Below are 21,226 nucleotides of genomic sequence, written 5' to 3'. Positions count from 1 at the left end.
CTTATTAAAGGAGGTTGTGATGGCATGGGTGAACGATCCCGTGGCTGTGGCCGGGCTGGTCACGCGCGAGGTGCGGACCGGGAAGCGCGACGGGGAGGTGACCCGGATCGCGGTGGCGCGGCGGGTCTACCCGACCGATCAGGCGGATCTGTGGGACGCGCTGACGAACGCCGAACGGCTGCCGCGCTGGTTCCTGCCCGTCAGCGGGGAGCTGAAGGTCGGCGGGAAATACCAGCTCGAGGGCAACGCCGGCGGCACGGTCGAACGCTGCGAGGAGCCGGAGCGGTTCGCGGTGACCTGGGAGTTCGGCGGGCAGGTCTCGTGGCTGGAGGTCGGCCTGTCCCCCGCTGAGGGCGGCACGGCGCTGGAACTCGTGCACGAGGCGGGCGTCGATCCGGAGTTCTGGTCGCAGTACGGGCCCGGCGCGGTCGGCGTGGGCTGGGACCTGGCGCTGATGGGGCTGGGCGTGCACCTGGAGACCGGAGCGGCCGTCGACCCGGAAGAGGGCATGAACTTCCCAACCACCCCCGACGGCTTGCGGTTCACCCGGATCGCCGCGGAAGGCTGGGCCGACGCCGCCGTCGCCGACGGTGACGACCCCGAGGCCGCGCACACCGCCGCCGAGCAGACGATCGTCTTCTACACGACCGTCCCCGAGGACGATCAGCAGGGCTGATGTCGGCTTCTCCCGCACGGATCTTCGAAGCGCTGGGCGATCCGGTCCGCCGCCGCATCCTGGAGGTGGTGGCGACCGGTGAGCAGCCGGCGGGCGCGCTCGTGGACAGCGTGCGCGCGCACACCCCGATTTCCCAGCCCGCCGTCTCCCAGCACCTCAAGGTGCTGCGCGACGCGGGCCTGGTCACCGTCCGCGCCGAGGGCACCCGCCGCCTCTACGCCCTCGCCCCGTCCGGCCTGGACATCGCCCGAGCCTGGCTCACCCATCTCGCCGAACCCCTCGCCCCCTTCACCCAACCCCTCGACGCCCTCGCCACCGAGGTCGCCCGAGGCAAACGCGAACGCCGCGCGACCCCGCGGACCCACTCCGGCGAGGACGCCCGCCCGGCCTGAGTACGAGGGCACCGCAGCCACGACACCATGGTCCTCGCTACAGCCGGAAAGGATTGCCGCGCAGGCAATCTCGACCTGCCTTCAGCGGCTCAGGCCGATGGCATGGGCCTTGGGAAGAAGGTCGGTGAGCGTGGTGGCTTCAGAGGGGGTGAGGGCGGCGAAGGCCGGGGCGATGAGGGCGTCGGTGATGGCTTCGGCCTGTTCCCAGCGGGCGCGGTGGTCGGCGGTGACTTCCTCGTAGGGTTCGGGGTAGCCGTAGAAGCCGGCCTGCTGCGGGCCGGTCTTGATGGGGGAACCGGAGATGAGGACGGCCTGGAGCGGGGTGAGGCCCGCGGCGAGCACGCCGATCAGGTGCAGGCCGCCGCGCAGTTCGCGCAGCACGTGGGTGAGCTGACTCAGACGGGCAGGGCCGTCCTCGGGCAGCGGCAGCGCGCGCCAGCCGGCGAACAGCGGCACACCGGCCGGTTCGGCGGCCGCCGCCACCTTCTCCAGCAGATCCGCCAACTGCCGCGCATCGGCGAAATCGGCGAGCTTGCGACGGCCGAACTCGCGACACGCCTCCATATAGCCCACGGCCGCGTCGGCGGCCGGCATCGACACCGACTCCCACGCCGGGCGGATCGTGTCGCCGGGGAAGAACCCGAACGCGGCGGTCACCACGTCGGCGTCCACTTCCCCGAGCACGCCGCCGCGCCCGCGCACATACGGGCCGAGGAACGCGTCCGCCCCGCACGCCTGCCCGAACGCCTTCGCCTCCCGGGAGAACATGAACGCCCCGCCCAGTTGCTGGATCTGATCCTTGACCGCCGTCGCCACCGACACGTTCTCTCTCCTTTTCACCGACATTGGTGTCCGCCAACCACATTATGCGTACCTCCGCCTTCGCTCCGGCCGTGCGCGGAGTTTCGGGTGGGCTTCGCCCAACAGCGTCCATTATGCGGGTTGTACACCGTTCGGAACCCCTCGGCACCGGCGGCTTTCCGCCGCGCCGATTTGTGCACTCCGCCAAACCGCCCGCGCACTCTCTGGTCCCGTGGCGGTAGGAATCCGATGTCCCGGACAGTGGAATGGAGAGTCAGTCGCGGCCGCACCGGGCGCCGCGATCCGACACGAACAGGTGCTTCGATGAGGAAGACTCTGCGTCGGCGGATGGCCGTGCTCTGCACGTCGGTCTGCCTGACGGCATCGATCGCGGGCGCCGCGGGGGCGGATCCGGGGTTCCCACCCGCGTTCCCGCCGGACCAGAACCAGCTGCCGCGGCTGCCGTCCGAGCCGCAACTCTACGATCTGCTGCCGATCCTGCCGCCGGACAGGGACCCGTGGTACGACGATCCGGCCGATCTCGCCGCGTACGCGCCCGGCCAGATCGTGCGCACCCGCGAGGTGCAGACGCGACTGCTCGGGCTGCCGTTCCCGGTCTACACCAAGCAGATCCTGTACCGCACCAACGATCTTCGCGACAATCCGATCGTCACCGCGACCACCGTGATCATCCCCGGCATCCCCTGGCAGGGCAGCCCGCGCCCGGTGCTCTCGTTCCAGGAGGCGATCGACTCCAGCGACTCCTCGTGCAATCCGTCCTACACGTTGCAGGTCGGCACCATGAAAGAGTCCGCGCTGGCGGTGTATTGGCTGATGCAGGGCTTCGCCATCAACGTCCCCGACTTCGACGGCAAGTTCAACACGTTCAACACCTACGACGAGGGCAAGATGGTCCTCGACAGCCTGCGCGCCGTGAAAAACGATGCGACGCTGGGACTTACGGACTCGGGCATCGCCCTGTACGGCTACTCCGGCGGCGGGTCGGCCTCGCTCCGCGCCGCCGAGTTGCGCCGCACCTACGCCCCCGACGTGCACCTGCTCGGCACCACCGCCGGCGGCACGCCTGGCAACCTGGTGGATCTGGCGCGCTACGCCACCGAACCGCAACCGGGCGCCACCGGCCTCAGCAGTTTCACCATGTGGCTGGGCCTGGCCTCGTTCGCCAAGCAGTACCCCGACGTGTTCAAGCTGGACGAGTTGCTCACCCCCGAGGGCATCCAACTCGTGCACGACGTGCAGAACCGCTGCGTCTACACCGCCGCGCTCACCGGCTTCTACCGCCCGGTCAGCGAGTACTACCTCCCGGGCAAGTCGCTGGAGACCGAACCGGAGATCCTGCGGGTGCTCGACGAGAACAGCCTCGGCAAGCACATCCCCGACACGCCGGTGCTGTGGTGGCACGGCGTATGGGACGAGCTGATCCCGCCGTCGACGGTGCTGCCGACCGTCGAATCCTATTGGGCGCGTGGGGCGGATCTGCGCTTCTACACGGTGCCGGTCCCCGAGCACATCGTGAACGCCACGACCGGCTGGATTCCGGGCGTCGCCTGGACCAGCGCGCTGTTGCGCGGCCTGCCGCCCGGCCCGAAGTTCAAGGCGGACTTCAAGCCGCTGCCCCCGGGTTTCCCGGGCAGCTGAGGGGGTCCCGGCGCGGGCCGCTCACCCGCGCCGGGGCTCGGGGATGTCCGATTCGCGACGGTTCGGCCTAGACTGTCGGCGTGCGAGTACGACAGGCCATAGCCGCCGCCCTCATCGCCGCGTCCGCGTCGTTCGGCGCGGTGGCGTGCACCATCGAAGGTGCGGGCACCCGGAGCGAATGCGATGTGTCCGGCTGCCTGGTGACGTTCACGCGCGGCGTGGACGCGAAGGCCAGCATCCTCGGCGTGGACGCGGAACTCGTTGCGGTGCAGGGGAACCTGGTGACGCTGCGGGTCGCGGGCCAGGAGCTGAACATCCCCGCCGGGGAGACCAGGGAGGCCGAGGGCCTCGACGTGGCCGTACAAGAGGTGTCGGAGGAGAAGGTCGTCATCAAGTTCTCCACCGGGCTCAACTAACCGCGCTCGGGCTTCTCACTGCGCTCAGGCTTCCAATTGCGCTCAGTCCTCTAACTGCGCTCAGGCGTCATCCGCACCGTGATGCGGTCGCCGCGCATCCGCACGAACTCCAGGTCGGCGGGCGTGCCGTCGGTGAACCGGGTGAGTCGTTGCAGCACCAGCAGCGGCGCGCCCGTCCGCACGCCCAGCAGCCGGGCCGACGGCGCGTCGGCGGTGACGGCGTCCACCGACACCTGGTCGGCGCGCAGTCGCTTGCCCGAAGTGCGCTCGATCAGCGTGAACAGGTCTTCGTCCTCGAGGTCGGCCGAGAGCAGCGGCAGGCCGACGGCGACCGGCAGATAGGTCAGGTCCAGCGCGATCGGCACGCCGTCGAGCCTGCGCAACCGCTCGATGCAGAGCACATCGCCCTCGGCCCGCAACGCAGCCGCCACGCTGCGGGGCGGCCGGACCCGTCCGGCGGTGCGCACCTCGTTGCGCAGCGCCCCGTGCTCGCGCAACGATTCCGACAGGCCGCGGATGGCGTCGACGGTGTGCGCGAACTTGGGCATCCGCACCACCGTGCCCACCCCGGGCAACCGCTCGACCAGCCCCTCGGAGCGCAGGATGTCGAGGGCTTCGCGCACGCTGTTGCGCGACACGCTGAACTCGCGTTGCAGCGCGGGCTCGTCGGGCAGGCGCGGCCCGAGCGCGCCCGCCGCGATCTGCCCGCGCAGCACGTCGGCGACCTGGCGCGCCAGGTCCGACCGCAGCCGGCGGCCCGGATGGGCGCGGCTGAGGTCGGGCGGTGGCGTCATGGCCGCCGAGCATACGCGCGTCATCGGCGCAGGAACCGCCGTATCGCCCCGGCCAGCACGCGGGCGGCGAACTCCATGCCCGCCACACTGATGCTCTCGTCGTAGACGGCCCACCCATCGTCGCCCGGCCCGAAGGTCACCGCGGGGATGCCCGCGTGCCGGAAGCGGATCGTGTCGCAGTAGGCGGGCTTCGCGTACAGGCGGGCGGGGCTCGGGTCGTGGTCGGTGTAGGAGTCGCGCAGCGCGGCGACGATCGGCTCGTCCGCGTCCAGGGCGACGGTGCCCGGCACGAACGTGGGGCCGGGCGCGAACCGCACGTCGACGGTCGCGGTGACGCCGGTGAGGTCGCGCGCGATGTCGGTGACACGCTGGAGCACAAGCGCTTTCGTCACGTCCGGCCCGAGGCCGACGATCGCGACCCGCGCGCTCGCGCGCAACGGCGTGAACTGCGCCATCCCCGGCTCCCCCGCGTCGAGACCGACCGTGCTCGCACCCCAGCCGTCGGGCAGGTCGCGCAGCGCGGAGAGCACTTCGAGCAGCAGGTGGGCCGCGTTCACGCCGGTGTCGGGACGCCAGATGTGGCTGGAGCGGCCGTGCACGGCGAGGTCGAGCAGCGCGTGGCCGGTGTGGCTGGTCGCGATCGCGACGCCGGTGGCCCCGCCCTCGGTCCACGCCGTCGGTTCGACGGTGATGGCGGCGTCGGCGGTGAGTCCGTGCTCCTCCAGCAGGTAGAGCGCGCCCTCGACGCCGTTGCGTTCCTCGTCCGCGGTGAGCGCGACGGTGAGGGTGCCGGATTCCGGTGGGTCCGCGCACACTTCGGCCACCGCGCGCAGCAGCGTCGCGAGATTGCCCCGGGTGTCGGATGTTCCGCGCGCGTACACCCGCCCGTCCTCGACCACGGGGGCGAACGGATCGGCGCATTTGGTCCAGCGGCTCGGCGGTCCTGCCGGGTAAGTGTCGAGATGGTCGTTGAGCAACAGGGTCGGGCCCGGACCGAACACCTTGGCAGCCACCAGGTTCGCGCGCGTCTCGGTGCGGCCGACGAGCCGGGTGTCGAAGCCGAGTTCGGCGAGGAAGGGCTCGATGAACCGGGCCGCTCGCGTCTCCTCCGGTGGACGAGCCGGGCCGTCGAGACTGTTCTCACACCACGGCTGCCCGGCGGGCACGAGCAGTGCGGTGAGTTCGGCGGCGGTGTGCGTGATCAGGCGGGGTGTTCCGACGGTGGTCATGACAGGGACTCCAGGTGGTCGAGAAGGGCGGTGCGCAGCGCCGCGCCGGACAGGCCGCGCGACACGGCGAGGGTGAGGAAGACGCGCACCTGGTGCGGACTCATGCGGTCGGCGAGCAGGATGCCGGACTCGACGAGCACTCCCCCACCGCCGCGATATCCGTACATCGGACTCGTGCGGCCGTCGGCGGCGCGGGTGGCAACCACCACCGGCGTGCCGGACGCGGCCACCTCGACCGCCGCATCCGCCAGGGCCGGTGGCAGATTGCCCGCGCCGTTGCCCGCCAGCACCAGAGCGTCGGCGTTCTCCGCGGCGTACTTCACGACGTCACCGTCCGCCCCGAGGGCGGCGACCAGGAGCGGGACGCGCGCCGGAGCATCCCCCGCCGGGCCGAGCGGGCGGGCCGGGGCGGGCGCCGGGGTGAACGACCGCACCACGCCGTTCAGCACGCCGCCGAGCGGTGGAAGTCCCGGTGTGGCAAAGGCTTCCACGCCGGTGCCCGAGACCTTCTGCACGCGGCTGCCGAGCCAGACCTTGCCCGCGAAGGCCACCACGGGCTCGGTCGTCACCGGGTTCGTGGCGACCGCGTGGGCGGCGGCGAGGTTCGCCGGTGCGTCCCCGCCGGGTTCGCCGCCCGGGAGCATCGATCCGGTGACCACCACCGGCACCGGCCACGGGCCGGTGTAGGTGAGCCATGCGCTGGTCTCCTCGATGGAATCCGTTCCGGTGGTGACGATTACACCCGCCGTGCCGCCCGCGAGCGCGGTGGCGATGGCCTCGGTCAGCGCGCGCAAGTGGGTGAAATCGACCTCGGACCCACCGACCCGCGCCACGTCGACCGCCGCCACCCCGTGGTCCGGGCCGAGCAGATCGGCGATGGCGGCGGCATCGAGCGCGGGCACAGCGAGACCGCCCGACACCCGCATGCCGATGGTGCCGCCGAGCGCGAAAAGGGTGACCGCGCTCATGATTCCGCCAGCGCGGACGCGTCGAGCCGGGCGGCGTAGTCCACGGGCGGCACTCCGGGATCGAGGTAGTTCCTGGCGCGCGCCCAGTCGGCCAGTGTCGTCAGCTTCGCGGCCAGATCGGGCGGCAGCTGGAGGGTGAAGTCGAACTCGCGCAACACCTTTCCGACCAGATCGTGCGCGAGCGCGGTCGCCTCGGCCACCGCGGCGGTGGCGGCCTCCTCGTGCGCGGTCAACTGCGCGCCCGCTTCGGTGAGCGCGGCGAAGAACTTCCGGAACGCGTCGGCCTTGCGCTGGGCGGTGTCGGCGGCGGCGAGGTAGAGGCTGTGCTGCCGGTATCCGGTGGCGGGGACGTCGATCTCGACGCCCGTGCCGTCCAGCACGTCGATCACCTGCGCCTGGTAGGGCTGGAAGATCGAGACCGCGTCCACGTCGCCCTTGGCGATGGCGGTGGTCATGGCCGACGGGGCGACCTGCACGAGTTCGGCGGTCACGCCGGCGCTGTCGAGCGCGCTGGCCGCGAAGTAGGCGGCGCTCGTGCCCAGCGGAGTGCCGATCTTCTTGCCCGCCAACGCGTTCAGATCAGCGATACCGGGCCGGGCGACGATCCGCGACCCGGTCCACCGCGACCCGTCGCCCACCACGCGCAGCTCCGGCGACTTCGCCAGCGCACTGGCCGACGGCACGTCGGCGGCGGTGGCGATGTCGACCTGCCCGCCCTGCAAGGCTTGCAACGCCTGCACGCCGGTGGAGAAGTTGACCACCTCGACACGCACGCCGTGGCGTTCGAACGCGCCGCCGCGCTGGGCCACCGGGATCTGCGCCCACGACGGGTCGACCACGAAACCCACGGTGAGCGTGTCGGATTCGCTCCCGGCGGTGTCGCTCGCGCACGCGGACGCGGACAGCAGGGCGAGCGCGGCGGCGAGCGCCGCGGCGACACCCCTGACCTTCGATCTGGACATGGGACAACCTCCGTGTGATGGATGCCGGGGAAACTCAGGAGACGGCGACGCCGCCGATGTGGTGGTGCAGCGTGCGGCGCATTTCGCTGTACCCGGGGAGTTCGGCGAGGCGGTCGGCCGGGCGCGGGCGCGGCAGCGGGTTGCCGAGTTCGGCGCGCACACCGCCGTCGCCGAGGACGACGACGCGGTCGCCGAGCCGGATGGCCTCGTCCACGTCGTGGGTGACGAACACGACGGTGCGCGCCGAGGCCGCCCAGATCTCGAGCACCAGATCCTGCATGTGCAAACGGGTTTGGGCGTCCAGCGCGGCGAACGGCTCGTCCATGAGCATCACCTCGGGGGCGCAGGCCAGCATCCGGGCGACGCCGACGCGCTGGCGCATCCCGCCGGACAGTTCGTGCGGGTGGCGGCGGGCCACGTCGGCGGACAGGTGCACGGTGCGCAGCAGCTCGGCCACCCGCCCGGCGCGCTCGCGGCGCGGCACGCCGGCCGCCGCGAGGGCGAAGCCGAGATTGGCGCGCACGCTACACCAGGGGAACAGCACGTCGCGCTGGAAGACCACGCCGCGACGGCGATCCGGGCCGGTGATGGGCACGCCGTCCTCGGTGACCGCGCCGTCAGACGGTGTGAGCAGGCCGGCGAAGCAGTCGAGCAGCGTGGATTTGCCGCAGCCGGACGGCCCGGCCAGCACGGTGATCGACCCGGCCGGGACGCGCAGCGAGACATCGCGCAGCACCGGGTCGCGCCGTCCGGGGAAGCGCACGGTGAGGTGTTCGGCCCGCAGTTCGCCGGTCATCGCTGCACCTGCGCCCAACGGATCCACGGGGCCGCGACCGTCGCGACGATCTGGTCGCACAGCACGCCCACCAGGCCGAGGACCGCGAGGCAGAACAGCATCCGGTCGACCTGGGAGAACAACTGCGCCTGCGCGATCCGGTACCCCAATCCCGAGGTGGTCCCGGTCATTTCGGCGACGACGATGAGCACGAACGCGGTGGCGACGCCGACCCGCAGACCCGTGACGATATCGGGCAGCGCCTCGGGCAGCACGATGCGCGTCAGCGTGGCCGTGCGGGACGCGCCGGTGCAGCGCGCGACTTTCAAATAGTCTGCCGGTGTGGTGGACAACCCGGAATGGGTATTGATCCACACCGGGACGAATACGCCGAGCGCGATGACGAATTGTTTGCTCTGCTCGCCCAATCCGAACCACAGGATCGCCAGGGGCACCAGCGCGACCGTCGGGATCGGGGCGAACAACCGCAGGACCGGTTGCATCACCAGGCGGCCGAACGCGGTGGTGGCGGTGAGCGTGCCCACCGCCACGGCGGCCAGCGACCCGACCGCGAGACCGCGAACCACCCTGGTCAGGCTGGTGCCGATATCGGCGGCCAGCGTGCCGTCGCGCCACATGGCCAGACCGGCGCGGCCGACATCGGCGAGTCCGGGGAACAGCACCGGCGGGAAGACGCCCGCCGCCCGGATCGCGCTCCAGATCACCGCGACGAGCGCCACGCCCGCCACCGCGGAGACGATCTTCCCCGCGCCGCGCTGAATTCCTCGCTCGCGCAATCTTCTCCCGACCGCCTGCCGGACGGCCGGGCGTACGAGGACGGCCGGTCCGTCGAGTGTCTCCGTGCTCACGCCATTCACCTTTCTGCGTCGCGAACTTTATAAGCAGCGGCCATTACGCCCGGATTTCCCGAAGGCACGCGAAATTGCTACGCCACCGGGCGCGCGGGAAAACCGCCGCTGGCACCGGGCGCGCGCGGACAATCCGCCACCACGATCAGGGTGATCGGAATGGTTCGCCGGGCGTCGTCACTCGGAACCAGTCCGGTGGTGAGCCGCGCGACGGACTCGTTCGGTGCGGGCCGGAGAGGTCAGGTGCGCCCCCTACAGGGCCGGTGAGCGGCAGTCCAGGAACTCATTTTCCATCACTGCTTGAAATATCGATTGAAACGCGTTCTACTAGGGCGCATGGCTGGGAAGGTTTCGGTGGGCACCCGTGAGCGGTTGCTGAGCGCGGCGGAGCGGTTGCTGCTCACCGAGCGGTACGAGGACGTGTCGGTGCGGTTGGTGTGCGCGGAGGCCGGGATGAATCCGGCGGCGGTGCACTACCACTTCGGCTCGAAGGAAGCGCTGGTCGCGGCGCTGCTGGAAGATCGGCTCGGGCCGCTGTGGGCGGACCGGCTGGCGGCGGCGACCGAGGGTCCGGCCACGGTGGAGGCGGTGGTCGACGCGATCCTGGCGCCGTTCACCGAACTGGCGGCGGATCCGGCCGGGCGGCTGCACCTGCGGTTGCTGGCGCAGTTGGTGCTCGGGCGGCACCCGCTGCTGTGGCGACAGCCCTGGTTCCGGCTCGACTCCTGGACCGGACTGCTGCCGGGACTACGCGAGCCGGAGAGCAGGCGGCGCTGGTCGCTCGCCTTCGACCTGATCATCCTGCGTTTCGGCACGGAACCGGAGGGGCCGTCCGAGCGGGCGCGCGCCGCACTGCGCGACTTCGTGATCGCGGGATTGACCGCACCGGAAGGTGATTCGTGATGTCCGATATCTTCACCCCCACCCGCCTGGGCCCGATCACGTTGCGCAACAGGGTGATCAAAGCCGCGACCTTCGAAGGACGCACGCCCGGCGCGCTGGTCACCGAGGAACTGATCCGGTTCCATCGTGAGGTCGCGGCGGGCGGCGTCGGGATGACCACCGTCGCCTACTGCGCCGTCGCACCCGGCGGTCGCACCGACCGCAAACAGATCTGGATGCGCCCGGACGCGATACCCGGACTCCGCGCGCTCACCGACGCCGTGCATGCCGAGGGGGCCGCGGCGAGCGCGCAGCTTGGCCACGCGGGCCCGGTCGCCAACGCCGCCTCCAACCGCGCGCCCGCGCTCTCCCCGAGCCGGATGTTCAGTCCGCTCTCGATGCGGGCGATGCACGTGCCCACCGAAACCGAGATCGGCGAGCTGGTCCAAGCGCACGCTCGCGCGGCGCTGCTCGCCGAGGAGGCCGGATTCGACGCGGTGGAAATACATTTCGGCCACAACTACTTGGCCAGCGCGTTCCTGAGCCCGCTGCTGAACCGCCGTAAGGATCGGTACGGCGGATCACCGGAGAACCGGGCGCGATTCGCCCGTGAGATCGCCCGCGCCGTCCGCGAGGCCGTCGGCGGGCGCCTCGCCGTTCTGGCCAAACTCAATATGGAGGACGGTGTGCGCGGAGGCCTCACCGTGCCCGAATCCTTGCGCGTCGCCGCGTGGTTGGAGGCCGACGGGTCCCTCGACGCCCTCGAACTCACGGCGGGCAGTTCCCTGCTCAACCCGATGCTGCTCTTCCACGGCGACGCCCCGCGCCGCGAATTCGGGGCGGTGCTTCCGGGACCCGCGCGCTGGGGCTTCCGACTCGTGGGCCGTGGCTTCCTGCGCGAATACCCGTACCACGACGCCTATTTACTGGAGCGCGCCCGTCAGTTCCGCCGCGAACTGTCGATGCCGCTGGTCCTGCTCGGCGGCATCACCGACCTCGACACCATGGACCTCGCCCGCGCCGAGGGGTTCGAGTTCGTCGCGATGGGCCGCGCGCTGCTGCGCGAACCGGGCCTGCTGCACCGCATTCGCGCCGACGCCACCACGCGCTCGGCGTGCACGCACTGCAACCGCTGTATGCCGACCATCTACACCGGCACCCGCTGCGTGTTCCGGCTGGACCACGCCGCTCTCGCCGGATCCCAAGACTCCCAGCGTGTTTGACGCACTAGACCGAGGGATCGCGCGGCGTCATGGTGGTGAGCGGCACCGGGCCGCTCCACCCGCACGGTAGACCGCAGGTGGCGACGAGCGTGGCGGTCTGCGAGCCGTCGGTGTAGACGGTGGTGACCAGGTCGGCGCGGGCCGGATACCCGCAGGCGGCGCAGTGCCCGAAGTAGTTCAGGACTTCGCGACAGTGACAGGCGCGAACGGTGCGGGCCACGGCGGCTCACCGCCGGCGGATCCGGCTCATCGCCAGGAGTCCCAGGCCCGCGCTCACCGCGCTGGTCAGCAGCAGGACCAGCGCGCAGGTCAGCGTGGCGAGCCAGTGCGGCATCCACTGCGCGAGGGCCTCGATCCCCGAGCCCACCAGCAGATAGCCGCCGCTGAGGACCGCGAGACCGGCGAAGCCGAGCAGGAGCGCGCCCAGCACGGCCAGTTTCGCGGCGTCGACGAGGTCGGCGCGGAAGCGACGCCAGCGCCGGCGCACCGGTGCGCTCACGCGTAGCAGCGCCTCGTTCAGGTCACCGGTGCGACCGGCCGGGCCGTGTCGGTGGTGAGTTGTTCTGTCCATGGAATGGCTTGCCTTTCACAGATTTTCAGAGGGCGGTGGTCAGCCTGCGCAGGACGACCTTCGCGAACGGACGGATGAACGGCGCGGTCCAGCTCAGCGGGAGGAACGCGAACAGGGCGGGCCGGCCGCCGACGGTCCAGGACAGGTCGGTGCCGCCGTCGGATGTCGCGGTCAAGCGGAAGTCGGCCACGTAGCTCTGCACGAACAGCGGCACGGAGGTGCGGATACCGACGACGGTGAGCCTGCGATGCTCTTCCCGGCGCAGCACCTGTTCGTCGGCGGCGAAGAACACGGCGTCGAGGGTGCGGACGGCACCCGGGGTGCGGTCGGCGCCGCGGTAGTGGATACCGGGGATGAACGGAATCCACGAGAACGCGCCCTCCTCCAACGCCGTCCAGATCCGCTCGGGCGGGGAATCGAGGTGGACGTCGGTCGTCATCGTGAATGTCGGGCGCAGCTCGGCCAATTCGGCGACGGTGCGGTCCGGGAAGGGCGCGATCTCGTTCCTGACCACCCGCTGGGCACGGCGGCGTAGCACGAGCGCGGTGACGAGCGCGACGAGCGCGGCCACGAAAGCCGCGGCGACGAGGGCGAGAATGACGAGTCTGACCATGAGTGAACGTTTCTCCATGAGTGCGGCCGATCGGTTCGGTGGTTGTCGGTGGGCGGAATCGGAGTGCCCGGCAGCGTCTTTCACGGACGCGGCAGGGCCGGTGAGCTGACTTCGTCGACGAGCCAGGCGTCGCCGACCTTGCGCAGCGACAGGCCCACCGCGAGCTGTCCCGGCCGCGGCTCGCCCGCGGTGCCGGCGCTGGTGATGGTCTGGCCGATCACGACGACCGCGCGCGCCGCGGACTCGTCGGCGGACTCGATCGCGCACTGCACCGAATCCACCGTCGACACCACCCGGCCCTGTTCCAGGACCTCGCGCAGATCCCGGCTGGTGGCGTCGAATTCGTCGTGCCACGCGCCGGTGGCGCCGGCCAGCACGGCGGCGAAATAGGTGTCCAGGTTGGCCGCGTCGTAGGAGGCCAGGGTGGGCGCGTACGCGCAGGCCGCCCGCCGGGCCGCGTCCCGGGCCTCGGACAGGGCGTCGGTCTGCGCCTTCTGCATGCCGAACCAGGCGGCGGCGCCCAGGCCAGCCAGTCCGGCGACCACACCGGCGACCGGTAGCGCGTGGGCGCGGCGGGAGGTGGACTTCTCGGGAAGATCTGATTCGCTGGTCACTCGCGCTGCTTTCGTCGGGGAGTTCACTTGGCGGGCAACGGCACCGACAGTTCGTCGCCGGTCACATCGGGCGGCGGCCCGGAACCGTTGTCGGGCAGCGCGGGTCGCGGCGCGTTCGCCGAACCGCGCACCTGCGCACCGGGATCGGCCAGGACGCAGTAGTTGTGCAGTCGCACCCGTCCGTCGCTGACCTGCGCCGGCGAGACCGGGATGGTCTCGTACTCACAGGTGGGACGGGGCCAGATGTCGAGCATGGTGTGAAAGGCGTTGCCGTGGGCGGGCACACCCATCACGGCCGATCCGGCGCGCATGGCCGGGAACAGCGCCCGCATGGCCGGGGTCCGCAACCGCGCCGCCCGGGTGATGGCGACGAAGTTGGTCACCAGGTTCGTGATCGGGTCGCTGGTCTCGGCCACCACCCCGCCCAGCGTGGCGAGCTGTCCCGGGCCCAGCTCGAGCAGGCGCCGCACCTCGGCGTCGGCGGCGGTGAGCTGCTCGAACAGCGCCCCGGAGCCCCGCACCAGGGTGCCGAGATCGGGCTGGGCGTGCGTGGTGGTCTCGGCGATGACGGACAGGTTCGCGATCAGCTGTTTCGTCTGCGGCAACCTCCCGTCGAGCCCGGCCATCGCCTGGCTGATCCCGCTGATCACCGTGCGCAACCGGTCGGGCCCGTCGGCGAGGGCACGATCCAGTTCGGCCACGATCACGTTGAGCCGCTCCGGATTCAGTCCCGAGATCAGCGCGCCCGTGTTGGTGAGGAACGAGTTGATCGTCACCGGCGTGGCGGTGCGATCGACACCGATCACCGACCCGTCCGCCAGGAAGGGGCCGCCGCCCGTCGCGGGCCGGAAGTCGAGGTACTGCTCCCCCGCGGCCGACAGCCGGTGCACGGAAGCCGTTCCCTCCGAGGGGATCCGGAATCGGCTGTCGATCTCGGCGGTCGCCTCGATGCCACCGGGCGTCAGTTCGACCGCGCGCACCGTGCCCACGCGCACGCCGCGCACCGTCACATCGTTGCCGGGCAACAGACCGCCCGACTCGCGCAATGCCACCCGCACCCGGTAGGTCTCGCGCAACGGGTCCACCCGGATCACGTCCACCGCGAGGTAGCCGCAGCCGAGCAGGAACATACCGATCAGCCCCAGCAGGGCGAACGCCGTCGTGTGGCGGCGCGCCCATTCCGCCAGCGCCACCACCGCCGCGGCGGCGAGGTCGGCCGCGAATCCGGCCAGCGCCACGAGTTGTTCGCGCCGCTCGTTCATCGGTGCCCGCCTTGCACCCGCGCCAGCACCCGGGCCAGCACCTCGGCCAGACTGCCCGCGAACGCGCCGACATCGCCGACGTCGGGCATTTTGCCCGCCTCCGGGTCGGTGAGCGCGCTCAGGCTCAGATAGGAGATGGTCGCGCCGATCGCCAGCGTGTTGCCTTCCGTGCTCGCCAGCAGCGAGGGATAGATCGTGTGCAGGCCTTCCAGCGTCCCCGCGAGATGGTCGCCCATGCGGGTGAATCCGGTCATCAGCGCCTGCACGCTGTCGAACAGCGAGACGAACTCCGGTCCGGTGGTCGCCGTGAAATCGCCCAGGGCGTCCATGGTCACCGCCACCTTCGCCGTGAGATCGGCGATGGCGCGGTTGTTCTCGGCCAGGACGCCGATGAGGGGCGGGAAGGTCTCGGCGGCGCGTCCCAGCTCTTCCTTGCGCTGATTCAGGGTGGTGGTCAGGGCGCCGAGCCCGTCGAGCAGGCCGTCGATCTGACCGGTGCGCGCGTTGAGCGCCGACAGCGTGGCGGTGAGTTCGGTGAGCAGGTGCGCCAATTGCGGACCGCGCCCGCCCACCATCGCGTTCATCTCGCTCGTGATGCGCGCCGCCTGGTTGAGCGCACCGCCCCCGATGAGCATCGACAGCGAGGACATCAGCTCCTCGACCGACGCGCCCGCCGAGGTGTGCGCGCGGTCGATGAGATCGCCGTCGCCGAGGACTTCGGTGTCGGGACCGCGCTCCGGCAGCGTCAGGGCGATGAAGATGTCCCCGAGCGGGGTGGCCTGGCGCAGCTCCGCGCGGGTGCCCTCGGGCAGGGCGATGTCGGCACGGATCGCCAGATCGACCTCGGCGAGGAAGTTCACCGTCCGGATCTCTTCCACCACACCGACATCCGTGCCGCCGATCTTCACGCGGGCGCGCTCGGGGAGATTGAGCGCGTTGTCGAAGATGGCGCGCAGCCGATAGCTGGGCCCCTCCACGCCGGGTTTGGGCAGCGGCACCGTGTCCACGGTGACCGCGCACCCGGCGATCGACAGGGACACTCCGAGCGCCGCGAGAGCCCGTGCGGCCCGGCGCCTCATCGGAGCAGTCCCGTCAGCGCGAGGGTCAGGCCCAGGTCGGGCCCGAAATCGGTGAGCTTCCCGGTGCGGCACCCGTCGGACCGCATCTGCACCCGTTCGCAGAACAGGGCGAGAAGTTCGTTGTCCAGCAACGACTTATCGGTCAGCAGGTGCAGTCGCAGGGCGCGATTCTCGGTGCTCACCGCGTTGGCGAAGTTCTCGAAGAACAGCGGCGCCACATCGACCACTTCGGTGAGACCCCTTGCGTTGGAACGCATCTGGGCTGTGATGGTGGTCAAACGATTCAGCGCCGCCGTCAGCGGAACCCGGTTCTCGGCGACGACGGCGCTCGTATTGGTGACGAACGCGTCGATCTGGGCGAGCACCGCCCGCAGGCCCGGCGCCTGGTCGGCCATCAGGGTGATGAGCTCGGTCAGCCGCGCGCTGAATTCCCGCACGGTGGTGTCGTTCTCGGCCAGCACAGTGGTGATCTCGGTGAGTTTGGTGATGGTGTTGGAGATCTGGTCCTTGTTCGCCAGCGACACCTCGAACGCGGACGCGAGCGCGTCCAGGGTCTCCCGGATCCGGTCGCCGTTGCCGTCGAGCAGCGGATACAGCACGCGGCTCGCCATCGGGCCCTCGGTGGCACTGCCCTGCAATGCCGCGCCGAGCTCTTCGAAGTTCCGCAGGATGCGGTCCAGTTCGACCGGAGTCCTGGTGCGCGCCAACGGGATATGCGCGCCGTCGGTCAAGGTCGGCCCGTCCCCGGTGTAGCCCGGGTTGAGCTCGACGTGCCGGTTGGTGATGAGCTGGGGCGAGATCAGCGCGGCCATGGCGTCGGCGGGCACCGGCACGTCACCGTCGATTCGCATCACCACCTGGACGTAGTCGCCTTTCGGCTCGATCGCGGTCACCTCGCCGACGGGCAGGCCGAGCACGGCGACCTCGTTGCCGACGTAGAGCCCGGCCACGCTGTCGAAATCGGCGGTCACGTGGATCGACCGTCCCAGCACCGCGCCGAGGTCGCCGGGCAGGGTGGCGCAGGCTGCGGCGACCGTCGCCGCCAGGCACAGCACGACCGCGCGGATCATCGGCACCCCTCCACCACGTGCACCAGGCACAACCAGTTGTCGGGGAACAGCCACGGCATGTAGACCTCTCCGTAGGGGCCGTTGCCGACCGTATTGGTGAACTGCCGCAAGGTGACCGGCATCAGCTGGTAGAGGCGGTCCAGGTTCTCGCGGTTCTTCTCCAGCCCTTCCGACATGGTGTTCAGGCTCTGGATGAGCGGGCCGAGTTGCCCGTCGTTCTCGACACCCATGTCCCGCAACGCCTGTGACGCCGCGGCCACGTTGTCGAGCAGTTGGCGCAGCAGGTCCTGGCGCGCGCCGATGGCGTCGCCGATGGCCTGACCGCGCGTGAGCAGGAGCAACACCCCGTTCTGGTTCTCGGCCACCAGGTTCGAGACGGCGTCGATGCCGCGCAGCAGGCTGTCCACCTCGTCGCGGCGGTCGGCCACCACCTTCGCCAGCACCCCGACCGCGTCCAGCGCCTGCGCGGTGAGCCGCGGCGAATCACCCATCTGCCGGTTCACCGCCTCCAGCGATTCGCGCAGCGCGTCGGGATCGAGACGTTCGATGTGTTCGAAGGAGTCCTTGTACCGCGGATCCCGGATCACCTTCGACAGGTTGTACGGAACCCTGGTGCGTTCCAGGGGAATACGGTCCCCGGGCAGGCCGTCGCCGGTCCCCGGCTCCAGCTCGACGTGCATCTTGCCGAGGATCGTGGACATCTCGATGGCGGCGCTCGCGTCGGGCCCGAGCGCCAGCCCCCGGTCGATCGACAAACCGACCACGATGCGGTCTCCTTGCAACCGTGTGGATTTCACCGTGCCGACTGCGACACCCGAGACGTCCACGCTGTTGCCCACCCGCAATCCCGCGGCCTGGGCGAACTCCGCGTACACGGTGCGCTGCCCGATGCCCGCCCTGGTGAGCAGACCGGAGCCGATCAGCAGCGCCAGCACCACCACGCCGCCGGCCATGCCGAGCCAGAACTGCCTGTCGGTGAATCGTTGTCTCATCGGCACACCTCCGAGTGCGTGTTCCCGCCGATCCGGGCGAGCACGCCGGGCGGGAACAGCACGCCCCATAGCGACACGTCCAGACCGCAGATGTAGGAGTTGATGTAGGCGCCGTTGCCGCTGATGCGCGCCAATCCCGCCAGGACGTACGGCAATTCGACAGCGGCCCGGTCCAGTCGCGCGCCGTTCGACAGCAGCAGCTCGACCCCGGTCGTGGCGTCGCGCTGGGCGCGCGCCATCCCGGGCTGGATCTGCGCGACCAGTGCCGCGAGATCGTCGGTGGACTCGGCGATCCGGTGGAAGGCATCCTTCAGGACCTCCCCCTGCTCGTAGAGGCCGGTGACCAGGGTCCGCGACTGCGTGATGAGCGTTTCGAGTTCGCCGCTGCGGTGGGCCAGTCCGGTGGCGACGCCGGTGAGATTGGTGATCACCGCGCCGATGATCTCGTCGCGCTCCCGGAAGGTGCTCGCCAGCCCGGCCGCCTGGGTGATGAGCGCGCTCAGCGAGACGTTGTCGCCCTGCAAGGCCTGGACCAGGGTCTCCGACAGCGAGTTGATCTCCTCGGGCTGGAGCACGCTGAACAGCGGCTCGAACCCGGCGAGCAGGGTCGAGACGTCGAAGGAGGATTCGGTGCGCGCCAACGGGATCGCACCGCCGGGTGCGAGCGGCTCGCCCTCGCCGTCGCCGGGCGCCAGCGCCACGTAGCGCTGGCCGATGAGGTTCTGGTAGCGGATCAGCGCCTTCGTCGCGGTGGTGAGCCGCTGGTCGGCGCGCACCCGCAGCACCACCCGCGCCTCGCGGTCGGCGTCGAGTCCGATCTCGTCGACCCGGCCGACCCGCACACCCGCCACCCGCACGTCGTCGCCGACGCGCAGGCCGAGCACATCACCGAACGTGGCGGTGTAGGTGTGTGTTTCGCCGGGAACCGAACGTTGAAGCGTGGACCAGATCGTGTACCCGGCGACCAGCGCGACGGCGACGAAGAGGGCCATGCTGAGCACGGCGTTGCGCATGGTCATCATCGGGCTTCCCCCGTCCGATGGGCGTCGACGGTGAGGGTTCCGTCGGCCAGGACCGGTGCGAGCAGCAACCATTGGGCCGTCGTCGGACGGCGGCCGAGCAAGGTGGTCATCGCCTCCGTGCCGCGGACCGGGCCGGTGGCGGCAGCGGGGCGGACGGGCGCGGTGAGGCCGGGGATCTCGGGCAGACCCGGTATCGGCGGGAGGCCGGGAATCGCCGGTACGTCGGGCGCACTCGGCGTCTCGGGCATCCCAGGTGCGCCTGGAATCTCCCCGGGCGCCTCGGGGGACCCTGGTGGCGCGAGGGCCCCGGGCAATCCGGGAATCGCGCCCGGCACGAGGATGGCCGGAACCCCCTGCGGCCCGGCCGCTTCCACGCGCCGGGGCAGCAACTGCGGCGGAAACTCCTGCGGTACCTCCGTCTCCGGCACGGTCGGCCCACCGCAGCGCGGCCCGCTCAGCTCGCCGTAGCGGGGGCAGTCGGCCGCGGTGTAGCGGCGGAACGGCGTGAACGTCACGTCGATCGACCAGTTCATCTGGTTGTTCGGGCCCCACGTGAACACCGTCGCGAGCCTGCCGAGCGCGTCGTCGAGATTGGCCATGGTCACCGCGAGGGCGTCCGGATCGGCGGCCAGCGCGCCGAAGGTCTCGTCCAGCCCGGTGACCAGCTCCTTGCCCGCGTCGGGATTGGCGGCGAACAGGGCGTTGACGGTGTCGACCGTGCCGCCCGCGGTCGCGAGCAGGTCGATCACCGCCGCGCGCCGTTCGGTGATCGTGCGGGCGGCGGTGACGGATTCGCCCAGCACGTCGATCAATTCGGGCGCGGACCGGTTCACCGCCGCGGCGGCCGCCCCGAGATCGCCGAGTAGATCACCGATCCCGGGCGCGGCGCGGACCTCGGTGGTCCACCGGTCCAGGCGCTCGACGGTGGAGCCGGGCACCCGCGCGGCGGGATCGAGCGCGTCCGCGAGCGTCGCGAGGACCCGGCCGAGCCGCTCGGGCTGGATGCTGTCCAGCACGGTGCGCAGCGTGGTGAGCGTCGTCTGGAGCTGGGTGGTCGCCTCGCCGGTGTCCTCGTGGACGGTCGAGCCCGCCCGCAGCCCGGCGGGGGCGGCGCCGTTGTCGACCAGCTCGATCGCGGTGACGCCGAAGATGTTGGCGGGCACCACCCGCGCCGTCACGGTGTCCGGAATCGAGGACACCACTTCGGGTTTCAGCGCGAGCAGCACCTCGAGGCGTTCCCCCTTCGCGACGATGCCCACCTCGTCCACGCGCCCGACGAGCAAGCCGCGGAATTTCACGTCCGCATGCTCGGGCAGTCCGTCCCCGGTGCCGGTGAGCACCGCGGTGACGGAGATGTCGTCGGTGAACGCGCCCGTGTAGCGCAGGCCGAGTCCGGCCACCACCGCGCTCAGCGCGGTCGCGGCGGCGACACCGAGCACCGCGAGCCGGACCGCCGACGGGCCCCGTCCGCTCGGATCGATGATCATGGTCACTCCCTATCCGGAGATCCGTATACCGGGGTCGATCCCCCAGATCGACAGCGTGAGAAGAAGATTCGCGAAGACGACGACGATGATCGCCACCTTGATGGCCCGCCCCGCCGCCACGCCGACCCCTTCGGGCCCGCCCGCGGCGACGAAGCCGTAATAGCACTGGATGAACGTGGTGAGCAGGACGAACACCACCACCTTGAGCGCCGACCAGGCGATGTCGGCGGGGTTCAGGAACTGGTGGAAGTAGTGGTCGTAGGTGCCCAGCGTGGTGCCGCCGAGGAAATACACCGCCACCTTCGTCGTCAGGTAGGCCACGGCCAGGCCGATGCTGTACAGCGGCAGGATCGCGACCAGCGCGGCCAGCATGCGGGTGGTGATCAGGTACGGCAGCGGGCGGATCGCGATCGACTCGAGCGCGTCGATCTCCTCGGAGATGCGCATCGAACCGATCTGGGCGGTGAACCGGCATCCGGCCTGCGCGGCGAACGCCAGCGTCGCGAGCAGCGGCGCGAGTTCCCTGGTGGTCGCGAAACCGGAGACCGCGCCGGTGAGCGGGCTCATGGTCAGCAGATCGAGCGCCGTGTGCGACTCCATCCCGACGGTGATGCCGCCGAACCCGCACAGGATGAGCACCACTCCGGCGGTGCCGCCACCGACGACCAGCGACCCGTTGCCCCAGGTGACATCGGTGATCAGGCGCAGCACCTCGCGGCGGTAGTGCCGCAGCACGAACGGGATCGCCGCCACGGTCTGCCAGAGCATCAGGCCCTGGTGCCCGAGTCGCACCGCGGCGCCGTACGGGACGCCGGCCACGGGGCGCAGCCACCGCAGCGGACGGGCCACGGGCGGAACGTAATTCGCCAT

At 70.8% G+C, this 21,226-nt stretch carries 24 protein-coding genes; 6 read left to right on the top strand and 18 right to left on the bottom strand.

Going from position 1 to position 21,226, the window contains the following annotated elements; all coding sequences use genetic code 11:
• Positions 1-19 precede the first annotated feature (19 nt).
• Together DFR74_RS19340 and DFR74_RS19335 are read left to right on the top strand one after the other, a co-directional pair.
• Positions 20-676 (top strand): SRPBCC family protein, encoded by a 657-nt coding sequence (locus tag DFR74_RS19340; RefSeq protein WP_067507009.1) that lies wholly within the window; start codon positions 20-22, stop codon positions 674-676.
• Complete coding sequence (locus DFR74_RS19335) at positions 676-1,068, top strand: ArsR/SmtB family transcription factor (RefSeq protein ID WP_067507011.1); 393 nt, start codon at positions 676-678, stop codon at positions 1,066-1,068. Before DFR74_RS19340 ends, DFR74_RS19335 begins: the two co-directional genes overlap by 1 nt.
• A gap of 81 nt (positions 1,069-1,149) precedes the next feature.
• On the opposite strand, the gene DFR74_RS19330 is transcribed toward DFR74_RS19335, so the two are convergent.
• Positions 1,150-1,890: an SCO6745 family protein gene (locus DFR74_RS19330; protein ID WP_084537467.1), complete on the bottom strand. Its 741-nt coding sequence runs from the start codon at positions 1,888-1,890 to the stop codon at positions 1,150-1,152.
• A 303-nt stretch (positions 1,891-2,193) separates the two neighbouring features.
• Here DFR74_RS19330 and DFR74_RS19325 point away from each other — a divergent pair, with 303 nt between their 5' ends.
• Together DFR74_RS19325 and DFR74_RS19320 are read left to right on the top strand one after the other, a co-directional pair.
• The gene (locus DFR74_RS19325; RefSeq protein ID WP_067507014.1) at positions 2,194-3,528 is read left to right on the top strand and encodes a lipase family protein; all 1,335 of its coding nucleotides are present in this window, start codon (positions 2,194-2,196) and stop codon (positions 3,526-3,528) included.
• Between the two features lie 80 nt (positions 3,529-3,608).
• On the top strand, positions 3,609-3,944 hold the full coding sequence (locus DFR74_RS19320; protein ID WP_067507017.1) for a hypothetical protein: 336 nt from the start codon (positions 3,609-3,611) through the stop codon (positions 3,942-3,944).
• Positions 3,945-3,994: 50 nt separating this feature from the next.
• Here the strand turns inward: DFR74_RS19320 and DFR74_RS19315 are convergent, their stop codons facing one another.
• From DFR74_RS19315 to DFR74_RS19290, 6 genes are read right to left on the bottom strand one after another with little or no spacing between them, the layout of a single operon-like run.
• Entirely contained in the window at positions 3,995-4,738 is a 744-nt protein-coding gene (locus DFR74_RS19315; protein ID WP_067507019.1) for a GntR family transcriptional regulator, read from the bottom strand.
• 20 nt (positions 4,739-4,758) lie between these two features.
• A complete protein-coding gene (locus DFR74_RS19310) occupies positions 4,759-5,967 on the bottom strand; it encodes a M20 family metallopeptidase (RefSeq protein ID WP_067507021.1) in 1,209 nt (402 codons plus the stop codon).
• Positions 5,964-6,935: an asparaginase gene (locus tag DFR74_RS19305; RefSeq protein WP_067507023.1), complete on the bottom strand. Its 972-nt coding sequence runs from the start codon at positions 6,933-6,935 to the stop codon at positions 5,964-5,966. The genes DFR74_RS19310 and DFR74_RS19305 overlap by 4 nt, the downstream gene beginning before the upstream one ends.
• Complete coding sequence (locus DFR74_RS19300; RefSeq protein ID WP_067507026.1) at positions 6,932-7,897, bottom strand: ABC transporter substrate-binding protein; 966 nt, start codon at positions 7,895-7,897, stop codon at positions 6,932-6,934. The genes DFR74_RS19305 and DFR74_RS19300 overlap by 4 nt, the downstream gene beginning before the upstream one ends.
• A gap of 34 nt (positions 7,898-7,931) precedes the next feature.
• Complete coding sequence (locus DFR74_RS19295) at positions 7,932-8,693, bottom strand: ABC transporter ATP-binding protein (protein WP_067507030.1); 762 nt, start codon at positions 8,691-8,693, stop codon at positions 7,932-7,934.
• On the bottom strand, positions 8,690-9,541 hold the full coding sequence (locus tag DFR74_RS19290) for an ABC transporter permease (protein ID WP_232331696.1): 852 nt from the start codon (positions 9,539-9,541) through the stop codon (positions 8,690-8,692). The genes DFR74_RS19295 and DFR74_RS19290 overlap by 4 nt, the downstream gene beginning before the upstream one ends.
• A 336-nt stretch (positions 9,542-9,877) precedes the next feature.
• Between DFR74_RS19290 and DFR74_RS19285 the strand changes: the two genes are divergently transcribed.
• Together DFR74_RS19285 and DFR74_RS19280 are read left to right on the top strand one after the other, a co-directional pair.
• Positions 9,878-10,444: a TetR/AcrR family transcriptional regulator gene (locus DFR74_RS19285; protein WP_067507036.1), complete on the top strand. Its 567-nt coding sequence runs from the start codon at positions 9,878-9,880 to the stop codon at positions 10,442-10,444.
• A complete protein-coding gene (locus DFR74_RS19280; protein WP_067507039.1) occupies positions 10,444-11,646 on the top strand; it encodes an NADH:flavin oxidoreductase in 1,203 nt (400 codons plus the stop codon). Before DFR74_RS19285 ends, DFR74_RS19280 begins: the two co-directional genes overlap by 1 nt.
• A 4-nt stretch (positions 11,647-11,650) precedes the next feature.
• Here DFR74_RS19280 and DFR74_RS19275 read toward each other — a convergent pair whose 3' ends face one another.
• From DFR74_RS19275 to DFR74_RS19225, 11 genes are all read right to left on the bottom strand, one after another.
• The gene (locus DFR74_RS19275) at positions 11,651-11,866 is read right to left on the bottom strand and encodes a hypothetical protein (protein WP_067507042.1); all 216 of its coding nucleotides are present in this window, start codon (positions 11,864-11,866) and stop codon (positions 11,651-11,653) included.
• A gap of 6 nt (positions 11,867-11,872) precedes the next feature.
• Positions 11,873-12,217, bottom strand: a complete 345-nt coding sequence (locus DFR74_RS19270; RefSeq protein WP_084537468.1) for a phage holin family protein — start codon at positions 12,215-12,217, stop codon at positions 11,873-11,875.
• 25 nt (positions 12,218-12,242) lie between these two features.
• Complete coding sequence (locus tag DFR74_RS19265) at positions 12,243-12,830, bottom strand: SRPBCC family protein (RefSeq protein WP_170160777.1); 588 nt, start codon at positions 12,828-12,830, stop codon at positions 12,243-12,245.
• An 80-nt stretch (positions 12,831-12,910) separates the two neighbouring features.
• Entirely contained in the window at positions 12,911-13,444 is a 534-nt protein-coding gene (locus tag DFR74_RS19260) for a hypothetical protein (RefSeq protein WP_067507052.1), read from the bottom strand.
• A 23-nt stretch (positions 13,445-13,467) separates the two neighbouring features.
• Entirely contained in the window at positions 13,468-14,706 is a 1,239-nt protein-coding gene (locus DFR74_RS19255; RefSeq protein WP_084537469.1) for an MCE family protein, read from the bottom strand.
• Positions 14,703-15,746: an MCE family protein gene (locus DFR74_RS19250; protein ID WP_325050984.1), complete on the bottom strand. Its 1,044-nt coding sequence runs from the start codon at positions 15,744-15,746 to the stop codon at positions 14,703-14,705. The genes DFR74_RS19255 and DFR74_RS19250 overlap by 4 nt, the downstream gene beginning before the upstream one ends.
• Before the next feature lie 35 nt (positions 15,747-15,781).
• Positions 15,782-16,855 (bottom strand): MCE family protein, encoded by a 1,074-nt coding sequence (locus tag DFR74_RS19245; RefSeq protein ID WP_067507189.1) that lies wholly within the window; start codon positions 16,853-16,855, stop codon positions 15,782-15,784.
• Positions 16,852-17,847: an MCE family protein gene (locus DFR74_RS19240; RefSeq protein ID WP_067507058.1), complete on the bottom strand. Its 996-nt coding sequence runs from the start codon at positions 17,845-17,847 to the stop codon at positions 16,852-16,854. Before DFR74_RS19240 ends, DFR74_RS19245 begins: the two co-directional genes overlap by 4 nt.
• On the bottom strand, positions 17,844-18,866 hold the full coding sequence (locus DFR74_RS19235) for an MlaD family protein (protein WP_067507061.1): 1,023 nt from the start codon (positions 18,864-18,866) through the stop codon (positions 17,844-17,846). The genes DFR74_RS19240 and DFR74_RS19235 overlap by 4 nt, the downstream gene beginning before the upstream one ends.
• Positions 18,866-20,356 carry an MlaD family protein gene (locus tag DFR74_RS19230; RefSeq protein ID WP_067507192.1) on the bottom strand — a complete coding sequence of 497 codons (1,491 nt, stop codon included), beginning with the start codon at positions 20,354-20,356 and terminating at the stop codon, positions 18,866-18,868. Before DFR74_RS19230 ends, DFR74_RS19235 begins: the two co-directional genes overlap by 1 nt.
• Before the next feature lie 9 nt (positions 20,357-20,365).
• Positions 20,366-21,226: an MlaE family ABC transporter permease gene (locus DFR74_RS19225; RefSeq protein ID WP_067507064.1), complete on the bottom strand. Its 861-nt coding sequence runs from the start codon at positions 21,224-21,226 to the stop codon at positions 20,366-20,368.

Source organism: Nocardia puris, from assembly GCF_003315035.1.
GTDB classification, from domain to species: domain Bacteria; phylum Actinomycetota; class Actinomycetes; order Mycobacteriales; family Mycobacteriaceae; genus Nocardia; species Nocardia puris.
This window is presented reverse-complemented; position numbering and strand designations above follow the sequence as displayed.

Coding starts and splice junctions, on each gene's coding strand:
- DFR74_RS19335 (WP_067507011.1), top strand. CDS start 676: ATGTCGGCTTCTCCCGCACGGATCTTCGAAGCGCTGGGCGATCCGGTC.
- DFR74_RS19270 (WP_084537468.1), bottom strand. CDS start 12,217: ATGGACAGAACAACTCACCACCGACACGGCCCGGCCGGTCGCACCGGT.
- DFR74_RS19340 (WP_067507009.1), top strand. CDS start 20: ATGGCATGGGTGAACGATCCCGTGGCTGTGGCCGGGCTGGTCACGCGC.
- DFR74_RS19255 (WP_084537469.1), bottom strand. CDS start 14,706: ATGAACGAGCGGCGCGAACAACTCGTGGCGCTGGCCGGATTCGCGGCC.
- DFR74_RS19310 (WP_067507021.1), bottom strand. CDS start 5,967: ATGACCACCGTCGGAACACCCCGCCTGATCACGCACACCGCCGCCGAA.
- DFR74_RS19230 (WP_067507192.1), bottom strand. CDS start 20,356: ATGATCATCGATCCGAGCGGACGGGGCCCGTCGGCGGTCCGGCTCGCG.
- DFR74_RS19245 (WP_067507189.1), bottom strand. CDS start 16,855: ATGATCCGCGCGGTCGTGCTGTGCCTGGCGGCGACGGTCGCCGCAGCC.
- DFR74_RS19315 (WP_067507019.1), bottom strand. CDS start 4,738: ATGACGCCACCGCCCGACCTCAGCCGCGCCCATCCGGGCCGCCGGCTG.
- DFR74_RS19325 (WP_067507014.1), top strand. CDS start 2,194: ATGAGGAAGACTCTGCGTCGGCGGATGGCCGTGCTCTGCACGTCGGTC.
- DFR74_RS19305 (WP_067507023.1), bottom strand. CDS start 6,935: ATGAGCGCGGTCACCCTTTTCGCGCTCGGCGGCACCATCGGCATGCGG.
- DFR74_RS19240 (WP_067507058.1), bottom strand. CDS start 17,847: ATGAGACAACGATTCACCGACAGGCAGTTCTGGCTCGGCATGGCCGGC.
- DFR74_RS19235 (WP_067507061.1), bottom strand. CDS start 18,866: ATGACCATGCGCAACGCCGTGCTCAGCATGGCCCTCTTCGTCGCCGTC.
- DFR74_RS19295 (WP_067507030.1), bottom strand. CDS start 8,693: ATGACCGGCGAACTGCGGGCCGAACACCTCACCGTGCGCTTCCCCGGA.
- DFR74_RS19285 (WP_067507036.1), top strand. CDS start 9,878: ATGGCTGGGAAGGTTTCGGTGGGCACCCGTGAGCGGTTGCTGAGCGCG.
- DFR74_RS19225 (WP_067507064.1), bottom strand. CDS start 21,226: ATGGCGAATTACGTTCCGCCCGTGGCCCGTCCGCTGCGGTGGCTGCGC.
- DFR74_RS19265 (WP_170160777.1), bottom strand. CDS start 12,830: ATGGTCAGACTCGTCATTCTCGCCCTCGTCGCCGCGGCTTTCGTGGCC.
- DFR74_RS19280 (WP_067507039.1), top strand. CDS start 10,444: ATGTCCGATATCTTCACCCCCACCCGCCTGGGCCCGATCACGTTGCGC.
- DFR74_RS19300 (WP_067507026.1), bottom strand. CDS start 7,897: ATGTCCAGATCGAAGGTCAGGGGTGTCGCCGCGGCGCTCGCCGCCGCG.